The sequence below is a fragment of the Sutcliffiella sp. NPDC057660 genome, assembly GCF_042800035.1.
Taxonomy (GTDB): Bacteria; Bacillota; Bacilli; order Bacillales; family Bacillaceae_I; genus Sutcliffiella_A.
In genome coordinates this window covers 1-25,417 of the sequence record NZ_JBHVHV010000029.1, presented here as the reverse complement: position 1 = coordinate 25,417, position 25,417 = coordinate 1, and the positions used below count along the sequence as shown (strand labels likewise).

The window sequence follows — 25,417 nt, the reverse complement described above, 5'->3', positions numbered from 1 at the left end:
CCATGCACTACCTGTCAGCTATACACTTCCGCCACTACGGTGTGTTCAGGACTTTCACCCTCTAGTCCGATGCGCTGCCAAGCGCACAAAAGCTTCCCATCTCTCAACGGGAAGCTTTTCGTATTTATACCATCACTTTACAAATATCATTCGTGAATTCCACGGGATCATGGATTGGCAGACCTTCAATCAATAGTGCTTGATTATAGAGCAGGCTAGTGTAGAGTGCCAGCTTTTCTTTATCGGTTGCATGAGCATCCTTCAGTGATTGGAACACTTCGTGGTTGGTGTTTATTTCTAACACCTTGTTTGCTTTGATGTTTTGGTTGTCCGGCATCGCTGCGAGGATTTTTTCCATCTCGATGGTCACTTCGCCTTCGGTGGACAAGCAGACAGGATGTGTTTTCAGGCGCTTGGATACCTTTACCTCGGTAACCTTCCCCGCCAGAAGCTCCTTCATCGCTTCAAACAATTCCTTGTTCTCTTCTTGTTTCGCGTTTGTGGCACTGTCATTATCCTCACTATCGATACCAAGGTCTCCACTGGACACATTCTTGAATTCTTTCTCTTTATAGTTCATCAGCATCTTTATGGCGAATTCATCGATATCCTCTGTGAAATAGAGCATTTCATAGCCTTTGTCCAACACCATTTCGGTCTGTGGCAGCTTTTCGATACGCTCCTTTGATTCACCTGTTGCATAGTAGATGTACTTCTGGTCCTCAGGCATTCTTGAAACGTACTCATCCAAGGTAACCAGCTTTTTCTCTTTGGAAGAGTAGAACATGATGAGGTCCTGTAATGATTCTTTGTTCGCACCAAAATCTGCATAGACGCCATATTTCAATTGGCGGCCAAAAGCCTGATAGAACTTCTCATAGTTCTCGCGTTCGTCCTTCAGCATGCTTTGCAGCGCACTTCTGATTTTCTTAGCCAGGTTTTTCGCGATGAATGTCAATTGGCGGTCCTGCTGCAGCATTTCACGGGAGATGTTCAGCGACAAGTCCTCTGAATCCACAAGGCCTTTGACAAAGCTGAAGTGATCAGGCAGCAGGTCTCCACACTTGTTCATGATCAGCACGCCGCTCGAGTATAGCTCCAAGCCCTTCTCAAACTCCTTGGAATAGTAGTCGTACGGCATATTTTCCGGAATATAGAGAATGGCATTGTAACGGATTGTACCATCCACACTCACATGGAGATGCTTGAGTGGCTTATCAAAGCCGTAATGCTTTTCCTCGTAGAATTTCTCGTAGTCCTCTTTCGTCAATTCGTTTTTATTTTTCCGCCAGATCGGAACCATGCTGTTGATGGTCTGTTCCTCACGTGTTTCCTCCAACTCCTGATCGTCTTCGGATTTAGGCTTGGTAGTGGTGACATCCATCTTGATCGGGTAGCGGATAAAATCGGAGTATTTTTTGATAATCGCCTTTAGGCGGTACTCCTCCAAATATTCATCAAAGCTATCGTCTTCGGTGTTTTCTTTCATTTTCAAAATGATCGTTGTGCCGACTGTTTCCTTTTCAGCAGGCTCAATCGTATATCCTTCTGCTCCCTCTGACTCCCATTTAAAAGCATCATCCTGCCCTAACGCCCTACTGATTACTGTTACGACATCCGCAACCATGAACGCTGCATAGAAGCCTACACCAAATTGTCCTATAATATCAAAGCCATCCTTGATTTCATTTTCCTTCTTGAAGGCCAAGGAGCCGCTATTTGCAATAACACCAAGGTTCGCTTCAAGCTCTTCCTTCGTCATTCCGATCCCAGTATCCACGATTGTTAAAGTACGTTCCTCTTTGTTTGGAATCACTTTTATAAAGTAGTTATCCTTATCGAACGTCATAGAATCATCTGTCAATGCTCTGTAATAGATTTTATCCATCGCGTCACTTGCGTTGGAGATCAACTCGCGAAGAAATACCTCTCGCTGGGAGTAGATCGAGTTAATCATCATTTCTAATAGTCTTTTCGATTCAGCTTGGAATTCTTTCTTAGCCATGCTCACAATCTCCTTCCAGATATGAATATGTAATTTAGCACTCTCCTGTTAGGAGTGCTAACCCCACTAAATAATTATCACATTTGGATATTTTATGTCAATAGATTTGAACAAAAAGAAAAGCAGTACATTTCATGAAGAAACGTACTGCCACTTTTCAGGCGCTTTTTGAAATGTCAGGTACACTCAGTTGCCCTTTTAGTTTCCGGTCATAGATGCTAGTGGTGAAAATGGCGATGACCATCAAGCCCATCAGCACTCCAAACAGCATTTCCATGCCATGAAGATCCACCAATATTCCACCCATCAATGGACCGAGCATCCTGCCCCCTGTGGCAGTGCTGTTTACAATGCCCTGATAGAAGCCTTCCCTGCCTTTTGGCGCAAGGTCGTTTGCAACGGTTGGCACGGCTGGCCAGACAAACATCTCTCCTACTGTAAGGATAACCATAGCGGTGACAAAGGCCGTGTACTGCTCAGCAGTCCCGGCAACGGCAAAGGAAGCGATAAATATCAACAAACCTACCATGATTTGTGCTTTTAAAGTCTTCGTGTACCTTTTGACAATATAGGATATCAAAGGCTGTGCCAATACGATTAGCGCACCATTGATCGTCCAAAGAATACTGTACTGCTTAAGTGATATCCCAAGAGACTGCGTGTGCGTTGCGATCGAAGTCTGCCATTGTACATAACCCATCCAGCAAAGAAGATATCCAATACAAACAATCAAAAGTGCATAAAGTTTTGTATGATCTTTGGTTTTTTTGGAATGATCCAGGACTGATGACTGAACGGTCGGGTTCGCCTGAATGCCTCTGTAGCCAATCAGTGCAATAAGGAAGAATATTGCATACGTTACTGCGTTCGCCAGGAATATGTAGTCAAAGCGAATTTCCGCTACAAGTCCTCCAAGCGCAGCACCTATGGCAACCCCCAGGTTCTGCGACACATACATCGCATTGAATGATTTCCTTCCGCCTTCCTTCCAAACAGATCCAGCCATTGCATACATGGAAGGAAAAACAATTCCTGAGCCGAAACCGATGATGGTTAAATAAATGATGTAGAAATTCCATGAATGATTCAGCGTCATCCCTATTAATGCGGTAATCGTGATGGAAATACCAAGAAGAATCGATCTATACCCGCCTATTTTATCGAACAGATACCCGCCAATCAGGTTTCCAATGACACTTGCCCCTGCATTGACCATAAGCACAAGTCCTGCAACCGACAAGGATTTGCCTAGAATATCATGAATATATATAGTATTTAACGGCCATAAAAAAGAAGCCCCTGTTACGTTTATTGCCATACCAACAACAAGCAACCAAAGAGCTTTGGGCATTTTCAACATACTGCATGCCCTCCTTCAACCAATTATTTCGAAAGCCAAAATAATTGTAATCGGTTTTGTTCCCAGTTTCAATACAAATTGCTTGAAATGGCAAAATGTAATAATTAAGATAATTTAGGGGTCTGGCCCCTTCCACATTTAAACAGAAAAAGCGCCGCCTAATGGCCACGCCTTTGTTCTTTTTCGCTATGATTTTTGGATCTGACCGGTTGGGAGCGCTTAAGGTTCTGTTGCTTTACATCTTTCACCGGGTTATATTCTGCACCCATTTCTACTGTGTTTCCTGTCTTTTGTTCAGGATTATTCTGTTTGGAACGTTTCTTCATCATTTTCGCCTCCGATGTTAGTGCCTTAACAAGGTCATATCATTTTGAAGACTTTGCAGCTGCAGCCTCATGCGATTGAGCTGCTCACGCTGCTGGGCATTACAGCTTAAAGAAAGATGCATCAAATCATTATAGGTCGTTTCTATCTGTTCCTGTGCATTCGTAAACTCTGTATCATTGTAGTGCTCCAGCTGCTGAGCTTCGCTATATTGGGCATGTGCATTCCGTAAAGTATCCTCACATTGCTGAATAAATTGTTCCACTGATTGTCTCGTTGCCATTTTTTTCACCTCACACTTAATTGTGATGCTCCTTGTTATTTTGCACATTTTTCTTTGTGGCATTCGGTAAAACCGTACAGGAAAATTCTTGTCTATAAATGAAAGTCGAAATCAAATTGTATGCCTTCCCTATTACGTGCTAAAATCATGTAGGATAAAAAAAAGAGGAGGATGACGGATGACCAACATAAAAAGTCAAAATCCGTTTCCATATTCCGCCCTGGACAAGCGATATCACACCTGGAATTATCATCTCCGCCAAACCTTCGGACATAAAGTGTTCAAGGTAGCATTGGACGGTGGATTTGATTGTCCAAATCGTGATGGCACGGTAGCCTTTGGTGGATGTACATTTTGCAGCGCAGCAGGATCCGGTGATTTTGCCGGCAATCGTGTGGATGACTTGATTACTCAATTCAATGAAGTAAAAGATAAAATGCACCATAAATGGAAAGACGGAAAATACATGGCCTATTTCCAAGCGTTCACCAATACCCATGCACCTGTTGCAGAACTTCGGGAAAAGTACGAGACCGTATTAAGTCAGGAGGGCGTGGTGGGATTGTCCATCGGCACTCGGCCGGACTGTTTGCCTGATGATGTAGTCGAATATTTGGCGGAACTCAATGAGCGCACCTACCTATGGGTGGAGCTTGGACTTCAGACTGTTCACGAAAGAACTGCCTTGTTGATCAATCGTGCCCATGACTTTGAGATGTATAAAGAAGGCGTCCAAAAACTCCGGAAACACGGTATCAGGGTCTGCTCCCATATTATTAACGGACTTCCGTTGGAAAATAATAAAATGATGATGGAAACCGCCCAGGCTGTGGCTGACCTGGGCGTACAGGGAATCAAAATTCACCTTCTTCATCTTTTGAAAGGGACGCCGATGGTCAAGCAATATGAAAAAGGTCTGCTTGAGTTCTTATCCTTCGATGATTACATCCAGCTCGTATGTGACCAGCTTGAGATCCTTCCACCAGAGATGATTGTTCACCGAATCACAGGCGATGGTCCCATTGATATCATGATCGGGCCAATGTGGAGCGTGGACAAGTGGTCTGTGCTGAATGCGATAGATGCCGAACTGAAACGGCGTGACAGCTATCAAGGGAAATACTATGTACCGAAAAAAGAGGCGATGGAATGAAGCTGGATCGAGTATTGCCATACAGTAAAAAAATATTGAAGCTGGCGCTTGCCGAGGGGGACATTGCAGTCGATTGCACTATAGGGAACGGTCATGACACCGTCTTCCTTGCCGATTTGGTCGGACAAAGTGGACATGTTTATGGCTTCGATATCCAAAAGGAAGCAATCATCGCCACTAGCGAGCTAGTGCTGAACTCCGGGTTTACGGATTGCGTGACATTATTCCAGGAGAGTCACGCCCGCCTCTTGGAACTGATTCCAAAAACGGAACACTCCAGAATACGCGGAGCAATTTTTAATTTAGGGTATCTTCCGGGCGGCGACAAGGAGATTGTGACACTTGCGGAAAGTACGATTGCTGCGGTGGAACAGCTTTTGTCTGTTATGGAAAAAGAAGCGGTCATCGTGCTTGTCGTCTACCATGGCCACCCTGAAGGCCAGGTCGAACGGGACGCACTGCTGGATTATGTTACTGGCTTGGACCAGAAAAAAGCCCATGTCCTGCAGTACCGATTTATGAATCAGGTGAACAACCCACCTTTTATTATTGCGATCGAGAAGAAATAGGATATCGGGATTAAAGAAAAGTCCTTCATCGGTGGGTGAAGGACTTTTTATGTTTGCTTCCTGTGGAAAAGGTTCTTCATCGGCTTTATGATGGACCTTTTGCACCTGCTTTCCCATGAAAAGGTTCTTCATCGGCTTTATGATGGACCTTTTGCACCTGCTTTCCCATGAAAAGGTTCTTCATCGGCTTTATGATGGACCTTTTGTGCATGCTTTCCCATGAAAAGGTTCTTCATCGGCTTTATGATGGACCTTTTGCACCTGCTTTACCATGAAAAGGTCCTTCATCGGCTTTATGATGGACCTTTTGTGCATGCTTTCCCATGAAAAGGTCCTTCATCGGCTTTATGATGGACCTTTTGCACCTGCTTTCCCATGAAAAGGTTCTTCATCGGCTTTATGATGGACCTTTTGCACCTGCTTTTCATGAAAAGGTCCTTCATCGGCTTTATGATGGACCTTTTGCACCTGCCTCACCACAAAAAAGTCCTTCATGACCTCTATGAAGGACTTTTCCACCATTTTCCCACACCCCTACGAACTCTCCCGCCACTGCTGTATCCGCCTGTAAGCCCGTCCATTCATATAAAAGAAATACGCCGTGCCGCCACTCGAGCGGATGATGCTTTTGGCCATACCCGATACGTTTTTGCAGTCATGGACTTTGCGGTCGGAGAGATATACTCCGAGCAGCCCCCGATTGATCAACCGGTGGAATTTTTCAAAAGGCAGTCCTGCAGTATGCTCATCCGCTTTTGCAACAAAATGCTTCAGCCGCTCCATCAAGACTGCTTCATCCATATAGTACGTACAGAAGTTCAGATCCCCACCTGCCAGATCCTCCTCCTGATCGATAAAGTAATCAAGCAAAATGTGTAGACCCTGAATGTACGGAAAATAACCACCTACGATTTTCGAGGCATGCTGCGCCGAGAAATCCTCACGGAACGATTGGGATACCAGGCAGAAGATACCGAGGGTCGAGCCCGAACACGCAGAGAATTCATACCATTCCATCGGTGGAAGGTCCTCCTTATATGTGGCGAACCATTTTTCCAATCGTGGAACCCGCTCCTCCACCACAACATGCTTATGTACTTGAAGATCACAGTAATATTGGCAAAGCTTCATTAAATGAGGAAAAATAATGGGGTAGTGTTCAATATCCTTCAACACACTTTGACAGGTACTTACCAAATCACCCAGATACCCGCCATCCTCCTGTTCCTGTCGACAACGGTAATAGTTCTTGACAGGGGAACCGACAGTCAACGCATCCTTCATTGATTCGTGCAGCGTTGTAAAATCAACCGGATCGAGTGAGGTGCTTCGGTCACACAGGTTATCCAGATAATCACTGATTGTCTGGTAAGCTACAATGAACTTGATCGCCTTTTGAATATCGGCGCCTGCCAGCAAGGAAAGGATCCCCCCACCCTCGCAATGAAACGCTTTTGAATCAATGCTTGCCAGTGCCTGCATCTTTAATTCAGCATCCGGAATCTCACTGGCCCTACTTTTCCAATAGGCCAGTTCTTCATAGACAACAGGAAAGACATTTCGATACACACTTTTCATAAGGGAAAAAGGATGGGTCGGTACCTTCAAGCTTATTCACTTCCTTCTAATTGTAAGTTAAAAAAGGCTTTCGCATAGCGGAATACCTTATCCCGCTCTGGTTCATTGAAAATCTCATGATATAGTCCATTCCATTCCTTATAGCTTTTTTCTTTTGCCCCTAAGGAATTGAACCATATAATAGATGCTTCTTTATCTACAATTAAATCATCTCCAGCCTGCATAAGCAAAACCGGAATATCCGGGAACTTATCAATGCTCGTATACGCGTGGTTCATCGATTGGACGAGCTCACGATACCATCTGACGGAAACCTTGGTGATATACAATTGGTCATCGGCAGCATTTTTGATAATTTCTTCGTTGCGTGTAGCCTTGTCAATTGTCAGCCCGGTATTGAATTTAGTCTTTGGCAGGATAAAATTCAAGCCTTTCGAAAGTACATCCATCCCTTTAGCCGGGTGATGAAGCAACTTCAAGCATGGCGAGGAAAGAATGACCCCTGCCACAAGCAACGGGCTTTTCTCCTGCATTGTACGTATCACTGCAAGGCCTCCCATGCTATGCCCGATGACAAAAACCGGCGGCTTCAGAAGGTACGCCTCCTTGATCCAGTTTTCCACTTCGTCTATATATTCATCGAACGTATCGATATGTCCTCTTCTTCTAGTGGAAAGTCCTTGACCAGGCAGATCCCCCATCACTACGTTGAATCCATTTGCCTTCCATTGGTCGATCAACCATGGATAGCGCCCATGGTGTTCTTGGGCACCATGGACGATCACCACGGTTCCCTTCGGATTTTCGACCTCCCATTTCCACATAAAAACACTCCCTTAATTACTTAATGTATCTTTCTGATATAATAAAATAAAACAAATCTATATGACAAGTTGGAGGCTCCCATGTATAAAATATACCCTTATCACGATAAAAAACCCCAGATAGATCCCACTGCTTTCCTAGCTGATTTTTCCGTCATTACAGGGGATGTGACAATCGGGAGAGAAAGCAGCATCTGGTTTCACACCGTCATTCGCGGGGATGTCGCCCCTACCATCATCGGGGACAGAGTCAACATCCAGGATCAGTCCCTCTTGCATCAAAGTCCGAATAGACCTCTTATTATAGAAGATGACGTGACAGTTGGCCACCAATGCACCTTACATAGTTCCTTCATCAGAAAAAACGCCCTGATCGGAATGGGCTCGATTATTCTCGATGGTGCCGAAATCGGGGAGGGCTCCTTTATCGGGGCGGGCAGCCTTGTATCCCCCGGAAAAAAGATCCCACCAAACACGCTTGCCTTTGGACGTCCTGCAAAAGTGGTCCGCGAACTGACCGAGGAGGACAAAAAAGACATGGCACGCATTCGCAGAGAGTATGTGGAGAAGGGGCAATATTACAAATCGCTGCAGACATAATTTGCGTCTTTACTGTGACCGTTATGATTTCATAACGGTTTTTTTATTTTCATCAGGCAAAATTAACCCTTTTTTTACAATCGCTTATCATTTCCTAAATATTCACTACTTACAATATAGTTAAACAGATCAATTTCTTTATTAAGGGGTTGTGAAAAATGATCAAATTCCTACACAATTTTTATGACTTTGATTGTCATGTATTCCGTGGAATCAATCGGCATTTCGAAAAGAAAGCACTAAACCTTTTCTTCCGCACCATCACTCATGCTGGTGGCGCAACATTTACCATCTGCACCATTCTACTCATTATTCTCCTTGCATCGAGTTCTTTGAGATACGCAGCCATCGCAAGCGGACTCGCCCTTGCAATTAGCCATATACCTGTATCGATCATGAAAAAATTCTATCCAAGAAAACGTCCTTACCTTGCATTAACCGAAATAAAAGTGGCCACCAACCCATTAAAGGATCATTCCTTCCCTTCCGGCCATACCACTGCCATTTTTTCGGCTGTTCTCCCTTTCATCCTGTATGCACCTATGCTTTGTGCCATTCTTCTTCCTCTGGCAATAAGCGTCGGGATTTCGAGAATGTACCTCGGTCTTCACTATCCATCAGATGTGGCAGTAGGCTGTATCCTTGGCACCTCTGTAGGATGCTTTTCCTATTTGGCTCTTGCTTCTTTTTATCCATATGCACTTATATAAAAGAAAAATAGTTGAAATGGGGGATTTTTGTGAAAATAGCAATCTTCACTGATACTTTTGCACCTGATGTAAATGGTGTTGCAAGGACATTAAAGAGGTTTACCTCCTACTTGGAGAAGAAACACATCGAGTATCGGGTTTTTGCACCTGTCAGCTCAGGGGAAGATCTGTTCTCGAGTCACGTACATCGGTTTGTGAGCCTTCCCTTCTTCCTGTATCCCGAATGCAGGATTGCACTTCCTAACATGATTTCCGTGAAAGCGGAGCTGCAAAAATTCCAGCCTGACATCATTCATGTGGCAACACCGTTCTACATCGGCTTATGCGGTTTACACTACGCAAAAAAGCTCAACATCCCGGTTGTCGGTTCTTATCATACCGACTTTGATAAATACCTCGAATATTACGATCTTCAATTTCTGACAAAATTTCTATGGACATACATGAGATGGTTTCACCGGCCGCTACGAAAAATTTTCGTACCTTCCCTTGATACCCAGGAGCACCTTAAAAAGCACGGGTTCACCAATACTACTATTTGGCCCCGGGGGGTGGATTGCAATCTGTTTCATCCCGGAACCTCCTCTACCTCACTGAAAGAAAAATTCCAGATCAAAGAAAAATACATCATCAGTTTTGTAGGCAGACTTGCACCAGAAAAAGATGTGGCACTATTGCCTGCCATTGAAGCAGCACTGCCACAGCATATCCGTGAACATACTCACTGGCTCATTGTCGGGGATGGCCCTCTGAAGCAGGACTTAATGAAGCAGGGACCTTCAAACATGACCTTTGCCGGTTTCCGTTCAGGCTCCGAGCTGACGGAGATCTATGCAGCCTCCGATCTTTTTGTCTTTCCATCTTCAACAGAAACCTTTGGCAATGTGGTCCTCGAATCTCTGTCTTGTGGAACTCCGGTAATCGGGGCAGACGCTGGCGGGGTACGTACCATCCTTGAGAACGGTGTGACAGGAATATTATGTCCTGAAAAAGATATTGAAGCTTTTTCAAAAGCCATTGCTTCTCTACTCTATGATTCATCCTTTCGAAAAGAGATGGGCTTGGCCGGCAGGCAATATGCCCTCTTGCAGTCATGGGACACAATATTTGAGCGGCTGTTGCAAGACTACCGCGATGCTTTGAATGAGGAACTTCAGAAGCTCGCTTAATTCCTTTTACAGAAAACTTGCAACCTTCCGATATTCTTGTATATAATAAAGATAATCTGACGAACGGAAAGGAGGGAATGAGATGTTACTATCTGTAAAGCTTCGCGGGCAATACTTGTCATACTTACATTTATGCCGCGCGATTTTTCATGATTCATTTGTTAACGGGATAAGTCTGTCCTTTTTTAACAAACTGAATACATGCTGCAGATAGTAAGAGATCTCTCACCCCTCCGTCCCCCACTATTGATAGTGGGTAATCATTAAATAGCCATGGGTTAAGAAGACTCCTTCTTACTCATGGTTTTTTTGTGTCCAAAAAAAATAATCTTAAGGAGCTCATTAACATGATGCTATGTACAATAAATGAAATAAGCAAAAGCTTTGCAGGAACGAAAATCTTCGAAAACCTTTCCCTCGACATTCAGGAGAAGGACCGAATCGGATTAGTCGGCAGGAACGGCAGTGGCAAAACCACGATATTTCAGCTGATCAGCGGAAAAGAATCACCTGATACAGGAGCCATTCATATTAAAAAAGGAATGAATGTCGGATATCTATCACAGATTCCTTCTTTCCCTGACGGAACCACAGGAGAGGATGTACTTTCATCGGCTTTTTCCGAAGCAATGATGATACAGGAAAAACTGAGGGCACTTGAGCTGCAAATGACCCAGGAAACAAATGAAAGCAAGCTTCAACGGATAATGGAGGAGTATGGTGTCCTTCAGGAGCGCTTCTCCTTTATGGGAGGCTATGAAATCGAAGCCGAGATTCAGAAGATAGCGAATGGATTAAAAATCTCCCACCTGCTTTCACAAAAGTTTGCCAGTCTAAGTGGCGGGGAGCAGACGAAAATTTGTCTTGGTTTTATTCTATTGCAGAACCCGGAATTGCTATTGCTGGATGAACCGACCAATCATCTGGATATTTTTTCGGTGGAGTGGCTGGAGCAATATTTGCGCGATTACTCAGGTACAGTTGTTGTCATCTCCCATGACCGCTACTTCCTGGACGAGGTGGCAACCAAAATCATCGATCTTGAAGATGGGGAAACACATGTCTACCACACAAACTACAGCGGTTTTATCAAAGAAAAAGAAGAGCGCCTACTCCTTGAGTTCGCAGCCTATCAGGAGCAGCAGAAAAAAATCAAAAAGATGAAAGAGACCATTAAACGCCTGAAGGAATGGGCCAACCAGGCGAATCCGCCAAACGCTGCGATGCACCGACGCGCAAAAAGCATGCAAAAGGCCCTAGACCGACTGGAAAAGGTGAAACGTCCCATTCTGGAGAGAAAGGCTATGGGTCTTCAATTTGAAGGAAGCGAACGGAGCGGGAAAGACGTCCTTACCATGGAAGGATTGGCAAAATCCTTTGGCGGGCGTAAGCTCTTTGATCAGCTTGACCTACATGTTTTCTTTCAAGAAAGAGTCGCGATTGTCGGCCAAAACGGAACAGGAAAAACCACTCTCCTGAAAATTCTTCTGGACGAGGAAAGTCATGATTCCGGCGACTTAAAGGTAGGAAGCAATGTGAAAATCGGGTACCTCTCTCAGCATGTGGAGGCCGCTACCCCTAAACAGACGCTGATCGACGCTTTTCGGGAATACGTACCCATCACCCAGGAACAGGCACGACATGTTCTTGCGAAGTTTCTTTTCTACGGTCCTTCTGTATTTAAAAGAGTGGAAAATTTAAGCGGAGGAGAAAAAATGCGTTTGCGCTTGGCCCAGCTGATGTATCAAGATATCAACCTCCTTATTCTCGACGAGCCGACAAACCATCTGGACATTGAATCTCGGGAAGTCCTGGAGGAAGCGCTCGAGGATTTCAGCGGGACGATCGTTACCGTGTCGCATGACCGCTACTTTTTGAATAAGTATTTTGAGAAAACCTGCTGGCTTGAAGGCGGGAGGCTGACCACTTATACCGGCAACTACCAATATGCTCGTAAAAAGAGAAAAGAATTGGAAAAGGAAAAACCGCAAATAGTTGTTCAAGCTCCGGATAGTAAGAAGGATACTGTCCCTCCCGAACGAGTAAAAAGAAATGCCCCAACTTCCATCGAGCCCAAGAAGATAGAGGCAAAATTGGAAGAACTGGAACTGGCAATATTCCAGTTGGAGGCACAGATGGAAAAAGAGACAGATCTTGCGACCCTGCAAGAGTATCAGGATGACTGGAACATCAGAGAAGCGGAACGCGCCTCCCTCTATGAATTGTTGGAGGATGCGCTTTAAGCATTGTTGAAGCAGGCGATCTATTTCGCCTGTTTTTTGTTGGAGGGCTTGTTTCTTATGCAATTTCGAGTATTCCGCAGTGGATTTTACAGGTAAATTTAAAGATATCAACGGAAATTTTCATATATCCACGTTTTCGGACACTATATCAAAGAGAAAAAAATTATATCAATGAAATTAAAAATATATCCAAGTAAAACAGGCACATATAGATAAAACGCACTTTCCAACAATATTCGACGTCATGGCCCACGACAACCATTCACTGCTCTTAGAAACCAGACACAAAAAAAACTGCCGCCAAACCAGGCACAAAACCTGATTTGGCGGCAGCCACAATAAAAATTTAAGCGTTCGCTTGCTCTTTCAACGCATCCGCTTTATCCACTTGCTCCCAAGGAAGGTCAAGATCGTTACGGCCAAAGTGACCGTATGCAGCAGTCTGCTTGTAGATTGGGCGACGAAGGTCTAGCATTTTGATGATTCCAGCTGGACGAAGGTCGAAGTTGTTGCGCACAAGTTCCACTAGCTTCTCTTCAGATACTTTACCAGTTCCGAAAGTGTCCACTGCGATGGATACAGGCTGTGCTACACCGATTGCGTATGCAAGTTGAACTTCACATTTGTCAGCCAATCCGCTTGCTACGATGTTTTTTGCAACATAACGTGCTGCATATGCTCCGGAACGGTCAACTTTCGTTGCGTCCTTACCGGAGAATGCTCCACCACCGTGACGAGCATATCCACCATACGTATCAACGATGATTTTACGTCCAGTCAATCCAGCATCCCCTTGAGGTCCACCGATAACGAAACGGCCAGTCGGGTTGATGAAGTATTTTGTGTTTTCGTCAATCAAGTTAGCAGGAACTACCGGCTTGATTACGTGTTCTTTCACATTACGTTGGATCTGCTCCAAAGAAATCTCCGGGTGATGCTGAGTAGAGATAACGATTGTATCGATACGTACCGGTTGATCGTTTTCATCATATTCTACAGTTACCTGAGTTTTTCCATCCGGACGTAAGTATGGAAGGATTTCTTCTTTTCTTACTTCTGTTAGGCGACGGGAAAGCTTATGAGCCAATGAAATCGGTAAAGGCATCAATTCCTTTGTTTCATTGCAAGCAAATCCGAACATCAGACCTTGGTCTCCCGCACCGATCGCTTCGATTTCCGCATCTGACATTTGTCCTTCACGAGCTTCCAATGCCTGGTCAACACCCATTGCGATGTCAGCGGACTGCTCGTCGATGGACGTAAGTACCGCACAAGTTTCTGCGTCAAAACCGTACTTCGCACGAGTGTATCCGATTCCTTGGATTGTTTCACGAACGATTTTTGGGATATCTACATAAGTAGAAGTAGTGATTTCTCCAGCAACAAGCACCAATCCAGTTGTTACAGAAGTTTCACACGCTACACGTGCATTTGGGTCATTAGTAAGAATAGCATCAAGGATGGAGTCGGAAATTTGGTCACAAATTTTATCCGGATGCCCCTCCGTTACCGATTCAGAAGTAAATAAACGACGTTGCTTAGTCATTAAAAAAGTTCCTCCTTTTGTATATGAAAAGCGTTTTACCTCTCTTCATGTATAACAGTATGTTTGATACGGATCTCATTTCCTGTTGTGCTGTTCTTTGTTATCTTGTGCAGAATATAAAAAACCTTTCCATAAAGTTGAGGAAAGGTTTGGGTTCAAGAATTAGCCTTTCACTCTTATCGGTCAAGGTCAATGCCTTGCTCAGGTTTAGCACCTTTTCTCAAGCGACAATTTTCTTGTCCAAAAAAATTAGCGAAGTGCTTTTTTCGCGCTCGCCCATTTACCTTTGAGCAGGTTGCTGGGTTTCATAGGGCCTGCCCCTCCACCAGCTCGGAATAAGAGTATCCGTTCAAGGTTCTATATTAGCGTAATAAAAGCTTTATTGTCAACAAAAAACGGCAAATTATTTAAATGAAGAAACAGGAAAAAACATATGCTATCATTAAGTAGATTTGTCCATGTACATAAGCCTCTTTTTCACAAAATGTTAACGGATTCACACTTTATTTCATAAAATAATTTAATTAGTATGGACTATTGGATTAAATGTGTTATACTTTTTAACAGATGAGAAATTAATATACAAGTTGAAGGAGAGTTATCCATGATGAAAACGGTTGGTATTGATAATGGTTTAACTAAATTAATATACGGAAGCAACACGCAAATGCAACTTTCTGTTCCTCAATTAGTGGAGAAAGTATTAAACCGCAATGAAGGCAGCCTGACATCTACCGGTGCCGTGGTTGCTACAACTGGAAAATATACGGGTCGCTCCCCTAAAGATAAATTCATTGTGGAAGAGGATATCTCCAAGGATAAGATTGACTGGGGAACGGTAAACAGCCCAATCTCCGAAGATGTATTCGAACGTTTATATGATAAAGTACTAAACTACTTAGAAAAAAAAGATGAAATTTTCGTTTTCAAGGGCTTCGCAGGAGCGGACGAAAAATATCAATTGCCTATCCAGGTAATCAACGAATTTGCATGGCATAATCTTTTTGCGCACCAGCTATTCATCCGCCCAAATGACGAACAGCTTGCCAAACATGAAACCGCATTCAGTGTTGTCTCTGCACCAAGCTTCAAGGCTGATCCTGCAGTAGACGGTACAAACTCTGAAGCATTTGTCATCATTTCCTTTAAAAAGCGCGTCGTTCTTATCGGCGGTACGGAATATGCAGGTGAAATGAAGAAATCCATTTTCTCTGTCATGAACTACTTGCTTCCTGAGAATGGTATCATGCCGATGCACTGCTCTGCCAATGTAGGGCGTGAAGGCGATGTAGCACTATTCTTTGGTTTATCTGGTACAGGCAAGACAACATTATCCGCTGACCCTAACAGAAAGCTGATCGGTGACGATGAGCACGGCTGGTCCAATACAGGTGTATTCAATATTGAAGGCGGCTGCTATGCGAAATGCATCGGATTGACGCACGAAAAAGAGCCTCAAATTTTTGATGCCATCCGTTTTGGATCAGTGCTTGAAAATGTGGTAATCGATGGTCAGTCAAGAATCGCTGACTATGACAACTCCACTTTAACAGAAAATACTCGTGCCGCCTACCCTCTTGAAGCCATGGACAACATTGTGCAGCCTAGTATCGCGGGACACCCGACAACTATTGTTTTCTTGACAGCTGATGCAACCGGGGTACTGCCTCCGATCGCCAAGCTTTCAAAAGAACAGGCAATGTTCCACTTCCTGAGTGGGTACACAAGTAAATTGGCCGGAACAGAGCGCGGAATCACTTCCCCGCAAACAACGTTCTCCACTTGCTTCGGTTCTCCATTCCTGCCGCTTCCTGCAACTACGTATGCAGAGATGCTCGGCAAGAAAATCGACGAGCATAATGCCCAGGTCTACCTTGTAAACACCGGCTGGACTGGCGGAGAGTACGGAGTGGGTAGCCGTATGAAGCTTTCTTACACAAGAGCAATGGTTCAAGCAGCCCTTGAAGGCGATCTTACGAATGTGGAAACGGAAAAAGATCCATATTTCGGAGTGGAGATCCCTCTGCATGTTCCAGGTGTACCTGATGAAGTGCTGCAGCCTAAGAAAACATGGCATGATGAAGAGAAGTATGACCTTGCTGCCCGTGAATTGGCAGGCAAATTCAAAGAAAACTTCACAAAGTTCAAAAACGTTCCTGAAGAAGTGCTTGAATTTGGTGGACCAACCGTTTAACAAAATAGTAGAACCGTCCCGACAGACATCTGGTTATCTGTCGGACGGCTTTTTTGATTTTATACTGATTTAGAAATTGAAGCAGATGATGGACTTTTTCAGCGGCGTCGATGCCCAAAAGGTCCTTCATACACCCGATGATGGACTTTTTCAGCGGAATCGATGACCAAAAGGTCCTTCATACACCTGATGATGGACTTTTTCAGCGGCGTCGATGCTCAAAAGGTCCTTCATACACCCGATGATGGACTTTTTCAGCGGAGTCGATGCCCAAAAGGTCCTTCATACACCCGATGATGGACTTTTTCAGCGGAATCGATGCCCAAAAAGCCCTCCATCAACCCGATGATGGGCTTTTCCTCACAGTTCGAAGCCCAAAACCCTTAACTAGCTGTTTGTACCCTGCTCCTTCATCCAGGAAGTCAGCCTCTCAACCAGTTGCCTGTTTTCTTTTGGCGGAAAGTAATGCGTAAACTCCGGATAATACCAGCTTTCAACTTGCTTACCAAGCTCCTTTGCGCGCTTTTCCAAACGATAGGAATGTTCTACGGAAACGTTCAGATCCTTCTCGCCATGGATAATCAATATGGGAGTCTGCAGCTTCTCAAGCTCATACAGCGGTGTTCTCCACTTATACTCGTCAGGCACCTTACTCGGCGTCCCTCCTATCACACGCTTCATCATCCGCCTCAGGTCAACCCGTTCCTCATAGGTAAGAATCATATCCGAGACCCCTCCCCAACTTACAACGGAACAAGCATCTGGAAACCGAATCCCTGCCATAAGGGCCATCACGCCTCCACGTGAGAAGCCGAATACATGGATCCGGTTCGGCTTCACCTTTTCATGCTTCTCAAGCAATCTATACGCCGAGAATGCATCCTCCCGATCCTCACCGGCAAAGTCCTCATTTCCTTCCCCTCCTTGGTTTCCCCGGTAAAAAGGCGCCATCACGACAAAACCTTCAGAAGCAAATTGAACTATACGCCCTACCCGGACCTGTCCGACATTCTTAATGCCGCCACGCAAGTATAAAAACCCTTCATAGGTACCTTCCCCCTTTGGCTCAGCCAGCATCCCTTTCACCTTTAATCCACTGCTATAATAGGTCACCATATACACATCGATATGTGGGCTTGGTGACGGGTATCGTACCTTCTCTGTTATCAAGCCGTCCTTCAACATTTTCCCTCCAATTCCCCTACTGGGCATTCACACATATTTAGGGCAAATCATACTGTATTTTATATAAACATACAAAACTTTTGCCTATAGCCTGAGGAGGTTGAATATGAGATTTTTTAAGATTGCTCTAAGTATTGGATTGTGCTTTGTTCTTGTCGCAGCATTGGTTGCTTGCGGTGGTGGTAAAAAAGAAACGGTCCGGATTGCGGAAGTGACTCGTTCCATTTTTTATGCTCCCCAATATGTTGCGATTGAAAAAGGTTTTTTTGAAGAAGAAGGGTTGGATGTAAAACTTACCACAACATGGGGCGGCGATAAAACGATGACCACCCTATTGGCGGGTGGTGCCGATGTGGCGCTTGTCGGATCTGAAACGTCGATCTATGTGTATGCACAAGGCTCGAATGATCCAATCATCAATTTTGCCCAGCTTACACAGACTGATGGAACGTTCCTGGTATCAAGAGATAAGCTTGAGAACTTTTCCTGGGAGGATTTAAAAGGCAGCACATTCCTTGGCCAACGTAAAGGCGGCATGCCGCAAATGGCAGGAGAGTTTGTCTTGAAAAAGCATGGCATCGATCCGCAGAACGATCTGAACCTGATACAGAATGTGGATTTCGCCAATATTCCTAGTGCCTTCGCTTCCGGTACCGGAGATTTTGTCCAGCTATTCGAACCGCAGGCAAGTATCTTTGAGGCGGAGGGGATCGGTCACATCGTCGCATCCTTTGGAGAAGAGTCCGGCCTCATCCCTTACACCACCTTTATGGCAAAGGAAAGCTATATCAAAGAGAATCCTGAAACTGTGGAAAAATTCACAAGAGCCCTCTATAAAGCTCAGCAATGGGTTGACTCACACAGTGCCAAAGAAGTGGCTGAGGTTATTTTGCCTTACTTTGAAGATACAGAGGTTGAATTAGTCGAGACAGTCGTGGACCGCTATAAGAGCCAAGGATCCTTTGCCACTGATCCGGTACTGGATACAGCGGAATGGGAGAACCTGCAGAACATCATGGATGAAGCCGGGGAACTGCCTGAGTATGTAGAGCATAAAACTTTAGTAAATACAACCATTGCGGAAGATGTAATGGGAGAATAGGATGATGATCTATGAGCTTTCTATCGATAGATCAAATTGAACACATTTATTTCACTCCAGAACGTGCTACAAAAGTATTAGAGGACATTTCCATCACCATCGAGGAGGGGGAGTTCATCTCCTTCCTCGGCCCAAGCGGGTGTGGAAAGACGACCTTGCTTTCCATCATCGCTGGTCTTTTGGATCCTACTGGAGGAGACGTGAAGCTAAAGGGCAGACGCCCCAGGGAATGCGTCTCGGAAATCGGTTATATGCTACAGCAGGACTATCTTTTTCCATGGAAGACAATTGAAGAGAATAGCCTGTTGGGCTTAAAATTATCCGACTCTCTCACAGAGGCTTCCAAGCGGAAGACATTGCAGCTTTTAAAGGATATGGGTTTGCATGATGTAGAAAAACTGTATCCCTCGCAATTGTCCGGAGGAATGCGGCAGCGTGTGGCACTTGTACGGACACTAGCGACGGATCCTTTGTTGTTATTGCTGGATGAACCTTTTTCAGCATTGGACTATCAAACAAAACTGAAGCTCGAGGATCTTGTATTCACGACGCTTAAATCCTTTCAGAAGACCGCGCTGCTTGTTACACATGATATTGGAGAGGCCATCGCCATGAGCGATCGGATTTTTCTTTTAAGAGCTAATCCAGGCCGAGTCGCCAAAACATTTATCGTTCCATCTGAATTAAGGGAGAGCATTCCTTTTGAAGCAAGGCAGCATCCACAGTTTTCATCCTTGTTCCAAAAGATCTGGAAGGAGCTGGAGCAGCTTGAAGCATCAGACGAACATTAAACTCCTTCATACAGATTACCTGCAGAAAAGAAAGAAGGTAAAGCTGCAAGTACGGCTTTATCAACTCATCATTTTCATTGTCTTTTTTTCATTTTGGGAAATGGCAGGAAAAAACAGCCTGATCAACCCTCTGCTTTTCAGTTATCCAAGTAAGATTTTTCGTCTTTTTATGGAGAAGATGCAGGATGGGTCGCTGCTTAGCAATATAGGCATTACCGTAACAGAAACCATTTTCGGCTTCATACTTGGGACATTGATTGGTACCATCCTTGCGGCGATCTTATGGTGGTCCCCTATGACCTCGAGAGTGCTTGAACCTTACTTGGTCATCTTGAATGCCATGCCAAAGGTGGCACTGGGTCCCATTCTTATTGTCGCCATCGGCCCTAACATGGGCTCCATCATTACTATGGGGGCAATCATTTCGGTTATCATTACCACCATCGTCGTCTATACAGCTTTTAAGGAAGTGGATGACAATTACTTGAAGGTTCTTCGGACGTTCGGTGCCAGGAGAGGGCAGCTATTTACCCAGGCTGTATTGCCTGCCTCCTACCCAACCATCATCTCTACATTAAAGGTGAATGTCGGGCTTTCATGGGTCGGGGTGATAGTCGGTGAATTTCTTGTTTCCTCCAAGGGGCTTGGGTATATGATCATCTACGGATTCCAGGTGTTCAACTTCACGCTCGTATTACTGAGCCTGCTGATTATTGCCGTATTTGCCACCATCATGTACCAGCTTGTCGACTATCTGGAGAAGAAGCTTGTTAAAAATAATTAAAAGAGAGCAACTCAAAAGCTGCTCTCTTTTATTCGTTGTAAACTATACGTTAGGACCAAATCTTTCATGATAAAGCTGAAACGACTGTCTTTCCTTATGTTGGTGGGAAGCTGTTTCAGTAATACCGGACCATTTGTCTCGAAATATGTAGGTTGTTTCTCTAAACGTGCAATCTCTGCAAAATATACATTTTTGATGATGACCTTTTCTCTGCCTTCCACTTTGTATTGCCCTATGTAATGCAGTTTGGATACTTGTCCGCCTGTTTCTTCTTTTACTTCCCTTATAGCCGCCTGATTGGCGCTTTCTCCTTCTTCGACTTTTCCACCGGGAAATTCCAGACCTCGGTTTTTATGACTGGTCAAGAGCCATTGATTTTCAAATTGGCAAATGACCCACACATGCTTGGGACTGGATGAATAAGGATGGTCTTTAAAGGATAACATCACTCGATTATGGTAAATGTCTTCAAACTCATACATACTATCGAAACTCCAATACCTCTTTTTTCTTCTTCCATCTTAACATAGTAGCATCGAAATTGTGAGAGTCAAGCATCCTTTTTAGACCATCATCCAAAAGAATTCGTCATTTTATTCAATTAAGTCGTCCATCAAACCTTCATTTTTAATATGCGCCTTTGTTTCTTCATCACCAAGCTCATAGAGCATTTTATATATCTGCTGTAACCCAGTATCATAACCGTCATTTGGGCGGTCGAAATGGTACTCAATATATGGAATATGTGCTCGCCAAAAACCTTGCCAATCGGAAGAATAATTTTGATCGAACAGCTCTCTTAGATGGGTAATTTCCTCATCCGTCGCTTGTATCTGGTAGTCCCATGAATTTGCAGTTCTAACTTGTGAGATATTACCTTCGCCAAGTGATATATAATAGGTTTTTCTTTCCATCCTTTTCACCCTTTCCTAGAACATCCTTTTATATTTTCCCAAAAGGATCTCCGCTTTATTCCATAGGATGAAAGTTATTAGAGACCTGATTTTTTCTTAACCGTTTCAATCACCCTCTTCATCAGCTCAGGAATAGGAACACCCAACCTGTTGGCATTTTCCATAATGGAAATAAATTCATTCACTAAGTAAAAAAGAATGGTGACATCCATGATGACCGTAGTACCTAATATTATATCCAACACATGTGCAATACTTACCAGCGCAAAGATGAATACTTTTTGCGCAATCCCCTTAAAGCCGATCCTGCTGGAGAGCTTCTTTTCCACTAAAGCTGCAAAAACCCCTGTAATATAATCGACAATGACAAATGCAACCAGGAAGAGCAGCAGATTGCTGATTCCACCGAAAAGCAAAGATGCAATAGAACCCGTGAGTGAAACGGCTCCAATGTACATAGCTGTGTACTTGTCCATAGTACTCCCCCTTTACATACTCTATTTTATGCACCTGTGGATGAAGTGGTGTAAGTAGAATCCGCCTCTTTTGCATGAAGTGAAAAAGATAGAGAAAGCTAACAACTAGAGGAGGGGGGGCAACTGCATTTGGAGGTGAAAGCTGATGAAATCCATAGAAGAAATGATAGAAAAATATCAAAAAAGATTATTGAGAGATGACGAAGACGTGGATGCTGTCGCATACGCGATTGTTAATAGCTTTACGCGAGAACAATGTCTGGGATTATTGAATGAACTCACTGACGAAGAGCTTCATCAGATCGTAGCACTCTTTGTCATGGATAAGGTGAAGGCAGTATTAATCAATACTGATGAGGATATTGAGAGGGATGAATCAGGATTCCTTCATTAACTGTAAAAAACAGAAGTAGCCCGATACTTAGGGACCTCCCTTTGCATCGGGCTAAATATTTGTGGTGAAAAGTTACTTTCCTAAGAAGGCGTGGAGCATCCAATTATGCTTTTCCACACTTTGATGGATGGCTAAAAGCATATCACCGGTTGTTTCATCTCCTGTGGAATCGGCTACTTCCATGCCTTCTTTCAACTCTTCAATTAGAGTGGAGAAGTCACTGGCAATATTCTTGACCATCTGCTCAGCAGACTCTCCTCCTTCTGCTTCATGGATGGTAGAGATCTCCAGGATTTCCTTCATGGTTCCAACAGGCTTGCCTTCAATTGCGAGCAGTCTTTCAGCTAATTCATCGATATGGGTTGCCGCTTCATTATAGAGCTCTTCAAATTTTTCATGGAGTGTAAAAAACTCCGGTCCTTTTACAAACCAATGATAATTATGTAATTTTGTAAAAAGTACACTCCAGTTTGCCACTTGCTTGTTCACTACATCCGTTAATTGCTTAGACATTTCAATTCCTCCTTGACCAATAAGTATCTACCTTTTTTTACCCTTTCTATCTTCCCCTTAAACAAATTCATTATCCTTCCATTTGCTTTCTAGCCTTTAGCAATAATGGTAGAATAGGGGTAGTATTGTGCAAGGAGGGGTTCTCAACCTATGACGACCGTATTAATCATATGTGTCATTATTGTTCTTATCGTTCTTTTACTGACGATACTTACCACCAATAAAGCTTATAATTATGAACATAAGATTGACCCAGTTGACCCGCTGCCGGGCGAAAACGAAGAAAACAAAGAAGATGATAACAGCAACAATCGATGACCCTGGCAATTTAACATCCTTCCATAAACACGGAAACCCCAAGCGTGCCATCTTCTCAGAGGGCTTGCTTGGGGTTTCTCTTTATCAAGCTTAGTAATATTCGTAGATATATGGGGTTTTAGGTTGTTCGACTTTTTCCAGGCTCTCGACTTCCACGTAAGGCAGGTTCCATCCATTGTATTCAGTCACGGTCAATGTCCCCTTCACCTTTACCCACTCATCGTTCTCCAATTCACTTGCTTCTGCGAGTGTGGATAATGTCCCATAAACGGAGGCATCAGCCACACAACACGAGAGTCCAAATCTTGCTACCACAAACTGATCTGATGTAAAGTCTGCCTCCCTGAAAACAAACCCGACCATTTCGATTTTTTTCCCGACAAATTCCTCTGGATTCATATCAATAATGTTCATAATGGGAATGTATCGGTCATCTTCCACTACAATCGTATTCTGTGTTAATAACTCAGTCTTCAGCTCTTCATAGTACCCTTCCGGCGGGGCCTGAACTTCAAACCCTTCAGGATGCTCAAGAGGTGCATCCGCCAATTTTTCATCAATGGATTGCTCTCCTGATTCATCCATATATTTTTCAGGATCCTTCAAATACTCTTCTGCACGGGAAGTGGAATCTTCACCTTCCGCTTCCGGTGTTCCTTCAAAGGCTCCCGCCTGCTGACGCTCCTCCACGATCTGCTTGGAATTCGTAAACCCTCGCTTTTCAATGATTGAGCTGTCCAAAATATTATCGGGAAACATGAAACCTGTCACAACAGGCAGCACAAACATGGAATAGATGACAATGGATTGTATTGGCGTTGAGGAGTCCCCATGATCAAATCCACAATTGCACACCAATTCCTCCTTGTTTTTGGAACCGCTTCTCCAGATTTGCACTATCCCAAGGATGAACAGTGTCGCACCGGCAAAATACATGAAAGGCATCATCCGCGGCGCTATAAAGTTCGTAATATTTCCAGTCACTAAAAGCTTAAAGAACAGAAGAGTAAAGCCTAATAATATGATTCCGCGCAAATAAATGTGGAATCCATAATCTCGATTATTTTCCATTCAATCTCATCCTTTCCTTACAACACAATCTGCTGGAAAATAAGGATTGCTGCAAACACGACGATTGTTACTACAGCCATGAAGGCCAGCACGAATTTCGTCTTGAAATAGGCGAATAGCATAAATGTGTTTTTCAGATCCAGCATTGGGCCATAAACTAAGAAGGCAAGTATCGATCCTGTGGTAAAGGTTGAACCAAAGGATGCTGCAACAAATGCGTCCGCTTCTGAACATAGGGAAAGTACGTAAGCAAAGGCCATCATGACTGCAGGTGACAAGACCTCATTTGAACCAAGTGCAACGAGTACATCCCGGTCGAGGAAGGTTTGGAATAAACTTGCAATGAACGCACCGGCAATCAAGTATTTACCCATATCGAAGAATTCATCACTTGCATGATAGAAAGTGGCTTTCCATTTATTCGTCGGTCCTGCCTGTCCAATCTCGGAGTCCACTCTTCCCTGCAGTTCATTCTTCGTCCAGCGAAGCTGATTTTTATTATCAAAAAGTAATAGCATCAACAACCCTATTACAATACATAGTACAAATGCCAAACCGAAGCGACCATATAGAATCGTAGGGTCCCCATTAAAGGCATAGAAAGTGGAAGCCACTACAACCGGGTTCAATATTGGTGCGCCAACAAGGAAAACGACCCCGACATGAAGCGGCATCCCTTTTTTAATCAGACGGCGGACCACCGGAATGATGGCACATTCACAAATCGGGAATATGGCACCAAGAATCGCTGCTGGAATAATTGCAGCAAAAGCATTCTTCGGAAGGAATTTTTTTATCTTCTCCTCCGACACAAATGTCTGAATCAATGCAGAGGCAAATACCCCCAATAATATAAACGGTACAGCTTCAATTACGATACTCAAGAATATAGTATTTACATTAAGCAATGAGCCCGGAATCTTCTCAGAGAAATCTTTCATATCCATAAAAAAGAACAGATATAGAAAAAATCCGATGAGTAGAAGGCCAATGATATCTTTTAAGAGATTATTGCTTGTCCTCATTTTTCGACTCCTTACATTTTATCTATTTGCATTATAGCATAGAGGTCTTGGAAACTTTCACTCTAGTTATTAACAATATATGTATCTCTATTAAAATTATGATACTTCAATCGGATTTACTAGATTTTGTTTTTGCACATTAAACACCGCTGTTGATTTCCGCACTAGGCTGCGCTTTCCGCGGGCGGTCCGGGAGCCTCCTGATATGAACAAAACTGTCAAGGAGACTGCTCCAAACCCATTTTTTATCCGCCTTTAAGAAACGAAGCATTTACGCTTCTTTTTA

Annotated in this window: 28 protein-coding genes and 1 riboswitch; of the genes, 13 read left to right on the top strand and 15 right to left on the bottom strand. The window is 43.8% G+C overall.

Annotation, left to right across the window (positions count from 1 at the left end; all coding sequences use genetic code 11):
• Nucleotides 1-124 precede the first annotated feature (124 nt).
• From htpG to ACFVAD_RS23540, 4 genes are all read right to left on the bottom strand, one after another.
• Nucleotides 125-2,005, bottom strand: a complete 1,881-nt coding sequence (gene htpG, locus ACFVAD_RS23555) for a molecular chaperone HtpG (protein WP_386646127.1) — start codon at nt 2,003-2,005, stop codon at nt 125-127.
• Between the two features lie 157 nt (nt 2,006-2,162).
• Nucleotides 2,163-3,356 (bottom strand): MDR family MFS transporter, encoded by a 1,194-nt coding sequence (locus ACFVAD_RS23550; RefSeq protein WP_386646136.1) that lies wholly within the window; start codon nt 3,354-3,356, stop codon nt 2,163-2,165.
• A gap of 167 nt (nt 3,357-3,523) precedes the next feature.
• Nucleotides 3,524-3,691: a glycogen biosynthesis protein GlgD gene (locus ACFVAD_RS23545; protein ID WP_204418196.1), complete on the bottom strand. Its 168-nt coding sequence runs from the start codon at nt 3,689-3,691 to the stop codon at nt 3,524-3,526.
• Between the two features lie 17 nt (nt 3,692-3,708).
• Complete coding sequence (locus tag ACFVAD_RS23540) at nt 3,709-3,972, bottom strand: YtzC family protein (protein WP_386646125.1); 264 nt, start codon at nt 3,970-3,972, stop codon at nt 3,709-3,711.
• A gap of 187 nt (nt 3,973-4,159) precedes the next feature.
• On the opposite strand from ACFVAD_RS23540, the gene mnmL reads away from it, so the two are divergent.
• Together mnmL and mnmM are read left to right on the top strand one after the other, a co-directional pair.
• Nucleotides 4,160-5,125 carry a tRNA modification radical SAM protein MnmL/YtqA gene (gene mnmL, locus ACFVAD_RS23535; protein ID WP_386646133.1) on the top strand — a complete coding sequence of 322 codons (966 nt, stop codon included), beginning with the start codon at nt 4,160-4,162 and terminating at the stop codon, nt 5,123-5,125.
• The gene (gene mnmM / locus ACFVAD_RS23530; RefSeq protein ID WP_386646122.1) at nt 5,122-5,694 is read left to right on the top strand and encodes a tRNA 5-(aminomethyl)-2-thiouridylate-methyltransferase MnmM; all 573 of its coding nucleotides are present in this window, start codon (nt 5,122-5,124) and stop codon (nt 5,692-5,694) included. The genes mnmL and mnmM overlap by 4 nt, the downstream gene beginning before the upstream one ends.
• Before the next feature lie 345 nt (nt 5,695-6,039).
• Here the strand turns inward: mnmM and ACFVAD_RS23525 are convergent, their stop codons facing one another.
• The 3 genes from ACFVAD_RS23525 to ACFVAD_RS23515 are packed head-to-tail and all read right to left on the bottom strand — an operon-like array spanning nt 6,040 to nt 8,096.
• Nucleotides 6,040-6,216, bottom strand: coding sequence for a hypothetical protein (locus ACFVAD_RS23525; RefSeq protein ID WP_386646119.1), 177 nt, complete (start codon nt 6,214-6,216; stop codon nt 6,040-6,042).
• Between the two features lie 12 nt (nt 6,217-6,228).
• Nucleotides 6,229-7,302, bottom strand: coding sequence for a tetraprenyl-beta-curcumene synthase family protein (locus ACFVAD_RS23520; protein WP_386646116.1), 1,074 nt, complete (start codon nt 7,300-7,302; stop codon nt 6,229-6,231).
• A 2-nt stretch (nt 7,303-7,304) separates the two neighbouring features.
• Nucleotides 7,305-8,096, bottom strand: coding sequence for an alpha/beta hydrolase (locus ACFVAD_RS23515; RefSeq protein ID WP_386646113.1), 792 nt, complete (start codon nt 8,094-8,096; stop codon nt 7,305-7,307).
• An 81-nt stretch (nt 8,097-8,177) separates the two neighbouring features.
• On the opposite strand from ACFVAD_RS23515, the gene ACFVAD_RS23510 reads away from it, so the two are divergent.
• The 5 genes from ACFVAD_RS23510 to abc-f all read left to right on the top strand — a co-directional run bounded on the left by ACFVAD_RS23510 (nt 8,178) and on the right by abc-f (nt 12,818).
• Nucleotides 8,178-8,696 carry a gamma carbonic anhydrase gene (locus ACFVAD_RS23510; RefSeq protein WP_386646110.1) on the top strand — a complete coding sequence of 173 codons (519 nt, stop codon included), beginning with the start codon at nt 8,178-8,180 and terminating at the stop codon, nt 8,694-8,696.
• Between the two features lie 158 nt (nt 8,697-8,854).
• Nucleotides 8,855-9,406: a phosphatase PAP2 family protein gene (locus tag ACFVAD_RS23505; protein ID WP_386646107.1), complete on the top strand. Its 552-nt coding sequence runs from the start codon at nt 8,855-8,857 to the stop codon at nt 9,404-9,406.
• A 29-nt stretch (nt 9,407-9,435) separates the two neighbouring features.
• Nucleotides 9,436-10,575 carry a glycosyltransferase family 4 protein gene (locus tag ACFVAD_RS23500; RefSeq protein WP_386646104.1) on the top strand — a complete coding sequence of 380 codons (1,140 nt, stop codon included), beginning with the start codon at nt 9,436-9,438 and terminating at the stop codon, nt 10,573-10,575.
• 82 nt (nt 10,576-10,657) lie between these two features.
• Nucleotides 10,658-10,789: an RAxF-45 family protein gene (locus ACFVAD_RS23495; RefSeq protein WP_386646101.1), complete on the top strand. Its 132-nt coding sequence runs from the start codon at nt 10,658-10,660 to the stop codon at nt 10,787-10,789.
• 133 nt (nt 10,790-10,922) lie between these two features.
• A complete protein-coding gene (gene abc-f, locus ACFVAD_RS23490) occupies nt 10,923-12,818 on the top strand; it encodes a ribosomal protection-like ABC-F family protein (RefSeq protein WP_386646098.1) in 1,896 nt (631 codons plus the stop codon).
• A gap of 346 nt (nt 12,819-13,164) precedes the next feature.
• On the opposite strand, the gene metK is transcribed toward abc-f, so the two are convergent.
• Nucleotides 13,165-14,364, bottom strand: a complete 1,200-nt coding sequence (gene metK, locus ACFVAD_RS23485; RefSeq protein WP_204418205.1) for a methionine adenosyltransferase — start codon at nt 14,362-14,364, stop codon at nt 13,165-13,167.
• Nucleotides 14,365-14,537: 173 nt separating this feature from the next.
• A riboswitch (SAM riboswitch) is annotated at nt 14,538-14,706 on the bottom strand.
• 265 nt (nt 14,707-14,971) lie between these two features.
• Between metK and pckA the strand changes: the two genes are divergently transcribed.
• Nucleotides 14,972-16,558, top strand: a complete 1,587-nt coding sequence (gene pckA / locus ACFVAD_RS23480; RefSeq protein ID WP_386646130.1) for a phosphoenolpyruvate carboxykinase (ATP) — start codon at nt 14,972-14,974, stop codon at nt 16,556-16,558.
• A gap of 387 nt (nt 16,559-16,945) precedes the next feature.
• On the opposite strand, the gene ACFVAD_RS23475 is transcribed toward pckA, so the two are convergent.
• Nucleotides 16,946-17,743 (bottom strand): alpha/beta hydrolase family protein, encoded by a 798-nt coding sequence (locus tag ACFVAD_RS23475; RefSeq protein ID WP_386646094.1) that lies wholly within the window; start codon nt 17,741-17,743, stop codon nt 16,946-16,948.
• Nucleotides 17,744-17,849: 106 nt separating this feature from the next.
• Between ACFVAD_RS23475 and ACFVAD_RS23470 the strand changes: the two genes are divergently transcribed.
• The 3 genes from ACFVAD_RS23470 to ACFVAD_RS23460 are packed head-to-tail and all read left to right on the top strand — an operon-like array spanning nt 17,850 to nt 20,420.
• On the top strand, nt 17,850-18,845 hold the full coding sequence (locus ACFVAD_RS23470; RefSeq protein WP_386646090.1) for an ABC transporter substrate-binding protein: 996 nt from the start codon (nt 17,850-17,852) through the stop codon (nt 18,843-18,845).
• 11 nt (nt 18,846-18,856) lie between these two features.
• Nucleotides 18,857-19,636, top strand: coding sequence for an ABC transporter ATP-binding protein (locus ACFVAD_RS23465; protein WP_386646087.1), 780 nt, complete (start codon nt 18,857-18,859; stop codon nt 19,634-19,636).
• Nucleotides 19,614-20,420 (top strand): ABC transporter permease, encoded by an 807-nt coding sequence (locus ACFVAD_RS23460; protein ID WP_386646084.1) that lies wholly within the window; start codon nt 19,614-19,616, stop codon nt 20,418-20,420. The genes ACFVAD_RS23465 and ACFVAD_RS23460 overlap by 23 nt, the downstream gene beginning before the upstream one ends.
• 11 nt (nt 20,421-20,431) lie before the next feature.
• On the opposite strand, the gene ytkD is transcribed toward ACFVAD_RS23460, so the two are convergent.
• From ytkD to ACFVAD_RS23445, 3 genes are all read right to left on the bottom strand, one after another.
• Nucleotides 20,432-20,902, bottom strand: coding sequence for an RNA deprotection pyrophosphohydrolase (ytkD, locus tag ACFVAD_RS23455; RefSeq protein ID WP_386646082.1), 471 nt, complete (start codon nt 20,900-20,902; stop codon nt 20,432-20,434).
• 111 nt (nt 20,903-21,013) lie between these two features.
• Entirely contained in the window at nt 21,014-21,334 is a 321-nt protein-coding gene (locus tag ACFVAD_RS23450; RefSeq protein ID WP_386646079.1) for a hydrolase, read from the bottom strand.
• Between the two features lie 77 nt (nt 21,335-21,411).
• Nucleotides 21,412-21,810 (bottom strand): phage holin family protein, encoded by a 399-nt coding sequence (locus ACFVAD_RS23445; protein WP_386646076.1) that lies wholly within the window; start codon nt 21,808-21,810, stop codon nt 21,412-21,414.
• Between the two features lie 145 nt (nt 21,811-21,955).
• Between ACFVAD_RS23445 and ACFVAD_RS23440 the strand changes: the two genes are divergently transcribed.
• On the top strand, nt 21,956-22,204 hold the full coding sequence (locus tag ACFVAD_RS23440; protein ID WP_386646073.1) for a DUF6154 family protein: 249 nt from the start codon (nt 21,956-21,958) through the stop codon (nt 22,202-22,204).
• Between the two features lie 72 nt (nt 22,205-22,276).
• Here the strand turns inward: ACFVAD_RS23440 and ACFVAD_RS23435 are convergent, their stop codons facing one another.
• Nucleotides 22,277-22,717, bottom strand: a complete 441-nt coding sequence (locus ACFVAD_RS23435) for a Dps family protein (protein ID WP_386646070.1) — start codon at nt 22,715-22,717, stop codon at nt 22,277-22,279.
• A 150-nt stretch (nt 22,718-22,867) separates the two neighbouring features.
• Between ACFVAD_RS23435 and ytzI the strand changes: the two genes are divergently transcribed.
• Nucleotides 22,868-23,035 (top strand): YtzI protein, encoded by a 168-nt coding sequence (gene ytzI / locus ACFVAD_RS23430; RefSeq protein WP_386646067.1) that lies wholly within the window; start codon nt 22,868-22,870, stop codon nt 23,033-23,035.
• 90 nt (nt 23,036-23,125) lie between these two features.
• On the opposite strand, the gene ACFVAD_RS23425 is transcribed toward ytzI, so the two are convergent.
• On the bottom strand, nt 23,126-24,106 hold the full coding sequence (locus tag ACFVAD_RS23425; RefSeq protein WP_386646064.1) for a TIGR03943 family putative permease subunit: 981 nt from the start codon (nt 24,104-24,106) through the stop codon (nt 23,126-23,128).
• Between the two features lie 17 nt (nt 24,107-24,123).
• Complete coding sequence (locus tag ACFVAD_RS23420; protein ID WP_386646061.1) at nt 24,124-25,131, bottom strand: permease; 1,008 nt, start codon at nt 25,129-25,131, stop codon at nt 24,124-24,126.
• Nucleotides 25,132-25,417: the final 286 nt, after the last annotated feature.

Bases quoted from the DNA above. Each gene is read 5' to 3' on its own strand.
- ACFVAD_RS23450 (WP_386646079.1), bottom strand. From the start codon at position 21,334: ATGGAAAGAAAAACCTATTATATATCACTTGGCGAAGGTAATATCTCA.
- ACFVAD_RS23440 (WP_386646073.1), top strand. From the start codon at position 21,956: ATGAAATCCATAGAAGAAATGATAGAAAAATATCAAAAAAGATTATTG.
- ACFVAD_RS23445 (WP_386646076.1), bottom strand. From the start codon at position 21,810: ATGGACAAGTACACAGCTATGTACATTGGAGCCGTTTCACTCACGGGT.
- metK (WP_204418205.1), bottom strand. From the start codon at position 14,364: ATGACTAAGCAACGTCGTTTATTTACTTCTGAATCGGTAACGGAGGGG.
- ACFVAD_RS23510 (WP_386646110.1), top strand. From the start codon at position 8,178: ATGTATAAAATATACCCTTATCACGATAAAAAACCCCAGATAGATCCC.
- ACFVAD_RS23425 (WP_386646064.1), bottom strand. From the start codon at position 24,106: ATGGAAAATAATCGAGATTATGGATTCCACATTTATTTGCGCGGAATC.
- ACFVAD_RS23495 (WP_386646101.1), top strand. From the start codon at position 10,658: ATGTTACTATCTGTAAAGCTTCGCGGGCAATACTTGTCATACTTACAT.
- ACFVAD_RS23540 (WP_386646125.1), bottom strand. From the start codon at position 3,972: ATGGCAACGAGACAATCAGTGGAACAATTTATTCAGCAATGTGAGGAT.
- ACFVAD_RS23515 (WP_386646113.1), bottom strand. From the start codon at position 8,096: ATGTGGAAATGGGAGGTCGAAAATCCGAAGGGAACCGTGGTGATCGTC.
- ACFVAD_RS23420 (WP_386646061.1), bottom strand. From the start codon at position 25,131: ATGAGGACAAGCAATAATCTCTTAAAAGATATCATTGGCCTTCTACTC.
- ACFVAD_RS23470 (WP_386646090.1), top strand. From the start codon at position 17,850: ATGAGATTTTTTAAGATTGCTCTAAGTATTGGATTGTGCTTTGTTCTT.
- ytkD (WP_386646082.1), bottom strand. From the start codon at position 20,902: ATGTATGAGTTTGAAGACATTTACCATAATCGAGTGATGTTATCCTTT.
- ACFVAD_RS23475 (WP_386646094.1), bottom strand. From the start codon at position 17,743: ATGTTGAAGGACGGCTTGATAACAGAGAAGGTACGATACCCGTCACCA.
- ACFVAD_RS23525 (WP_386646119.1), bottom strand. From the start codon at position 6,216: ATGGTGGAAAAGTCCTTCATAGAGGTCATGAAGGACTTTTTTGTGGTG.
- mnmM (WP_386646122.1), top strand. From the start codon at position 5,122: ATGAAGCTGGATCGAGTATTGCCATACAGTAAAAAAATATTGAAGCTG.
- ytzI (WP_386646067.1), top strand. From the start codon at position 22,868: ATGACGACCGTATTAATCATATGTGTCATTATTGTTCTTATCGTTCTT.
- ACFVAD_RS23505 (WP_386646107.1), top strand. From the start codon at position 8,855: ATGATCAAATTCCTACACAATTTTTATGACTTTGATTGTCATGTATTC.
- htpG (WP_386646127.1), bottom strand. From the start codon at position 2,005: ATGGCTAAGAAAGAATTCCAAGCTGAATCGAAAAGACTATTAGAAATG.
- ACFVAD_RS23545 (WP_204418196.1), bottom strand. From the start codon at position 3,691: ATGAAGAAACGTTCCAAACAGAATAATCCTGAACAAAAGACAGGAAAC.
- pckA (WP_386646130.1), top strand. From the start codon at position 14,972: ATGAAAACGGTTGGTATTGATAATGGTTTAACTAAATTAATATACGGA.
- ACFVAD_RS23435 (WP_386646070.1), bottom strand. From the start codon at position 22,717: ATGTCTAAGCAATTAACGGATGTAGTGAACAAGCAAGTGGCAAACTGG.
- ACFVAD_RS23465 (WP_386646087.1), top strand. From the start codon at position 18,857: ATGAGCTTTCTATCGATAGATCAAATTGAACACATTTATTTCACTCCA.
- ACFVAD_RS23550 (WP_386646136.1), bottom strand. From the start codon at position 3,356: ATGCCCAAAGCTCTTTGGTTGCTTGTTGTTGGTATGGCAATAAACGTA.
- abc-f (WP_386646098.1), top strand. From the start codon at position 10,923: ATGATGCTATGTACAATAAATGAAATAAGCAAAAGCTTTGCAGGAACG.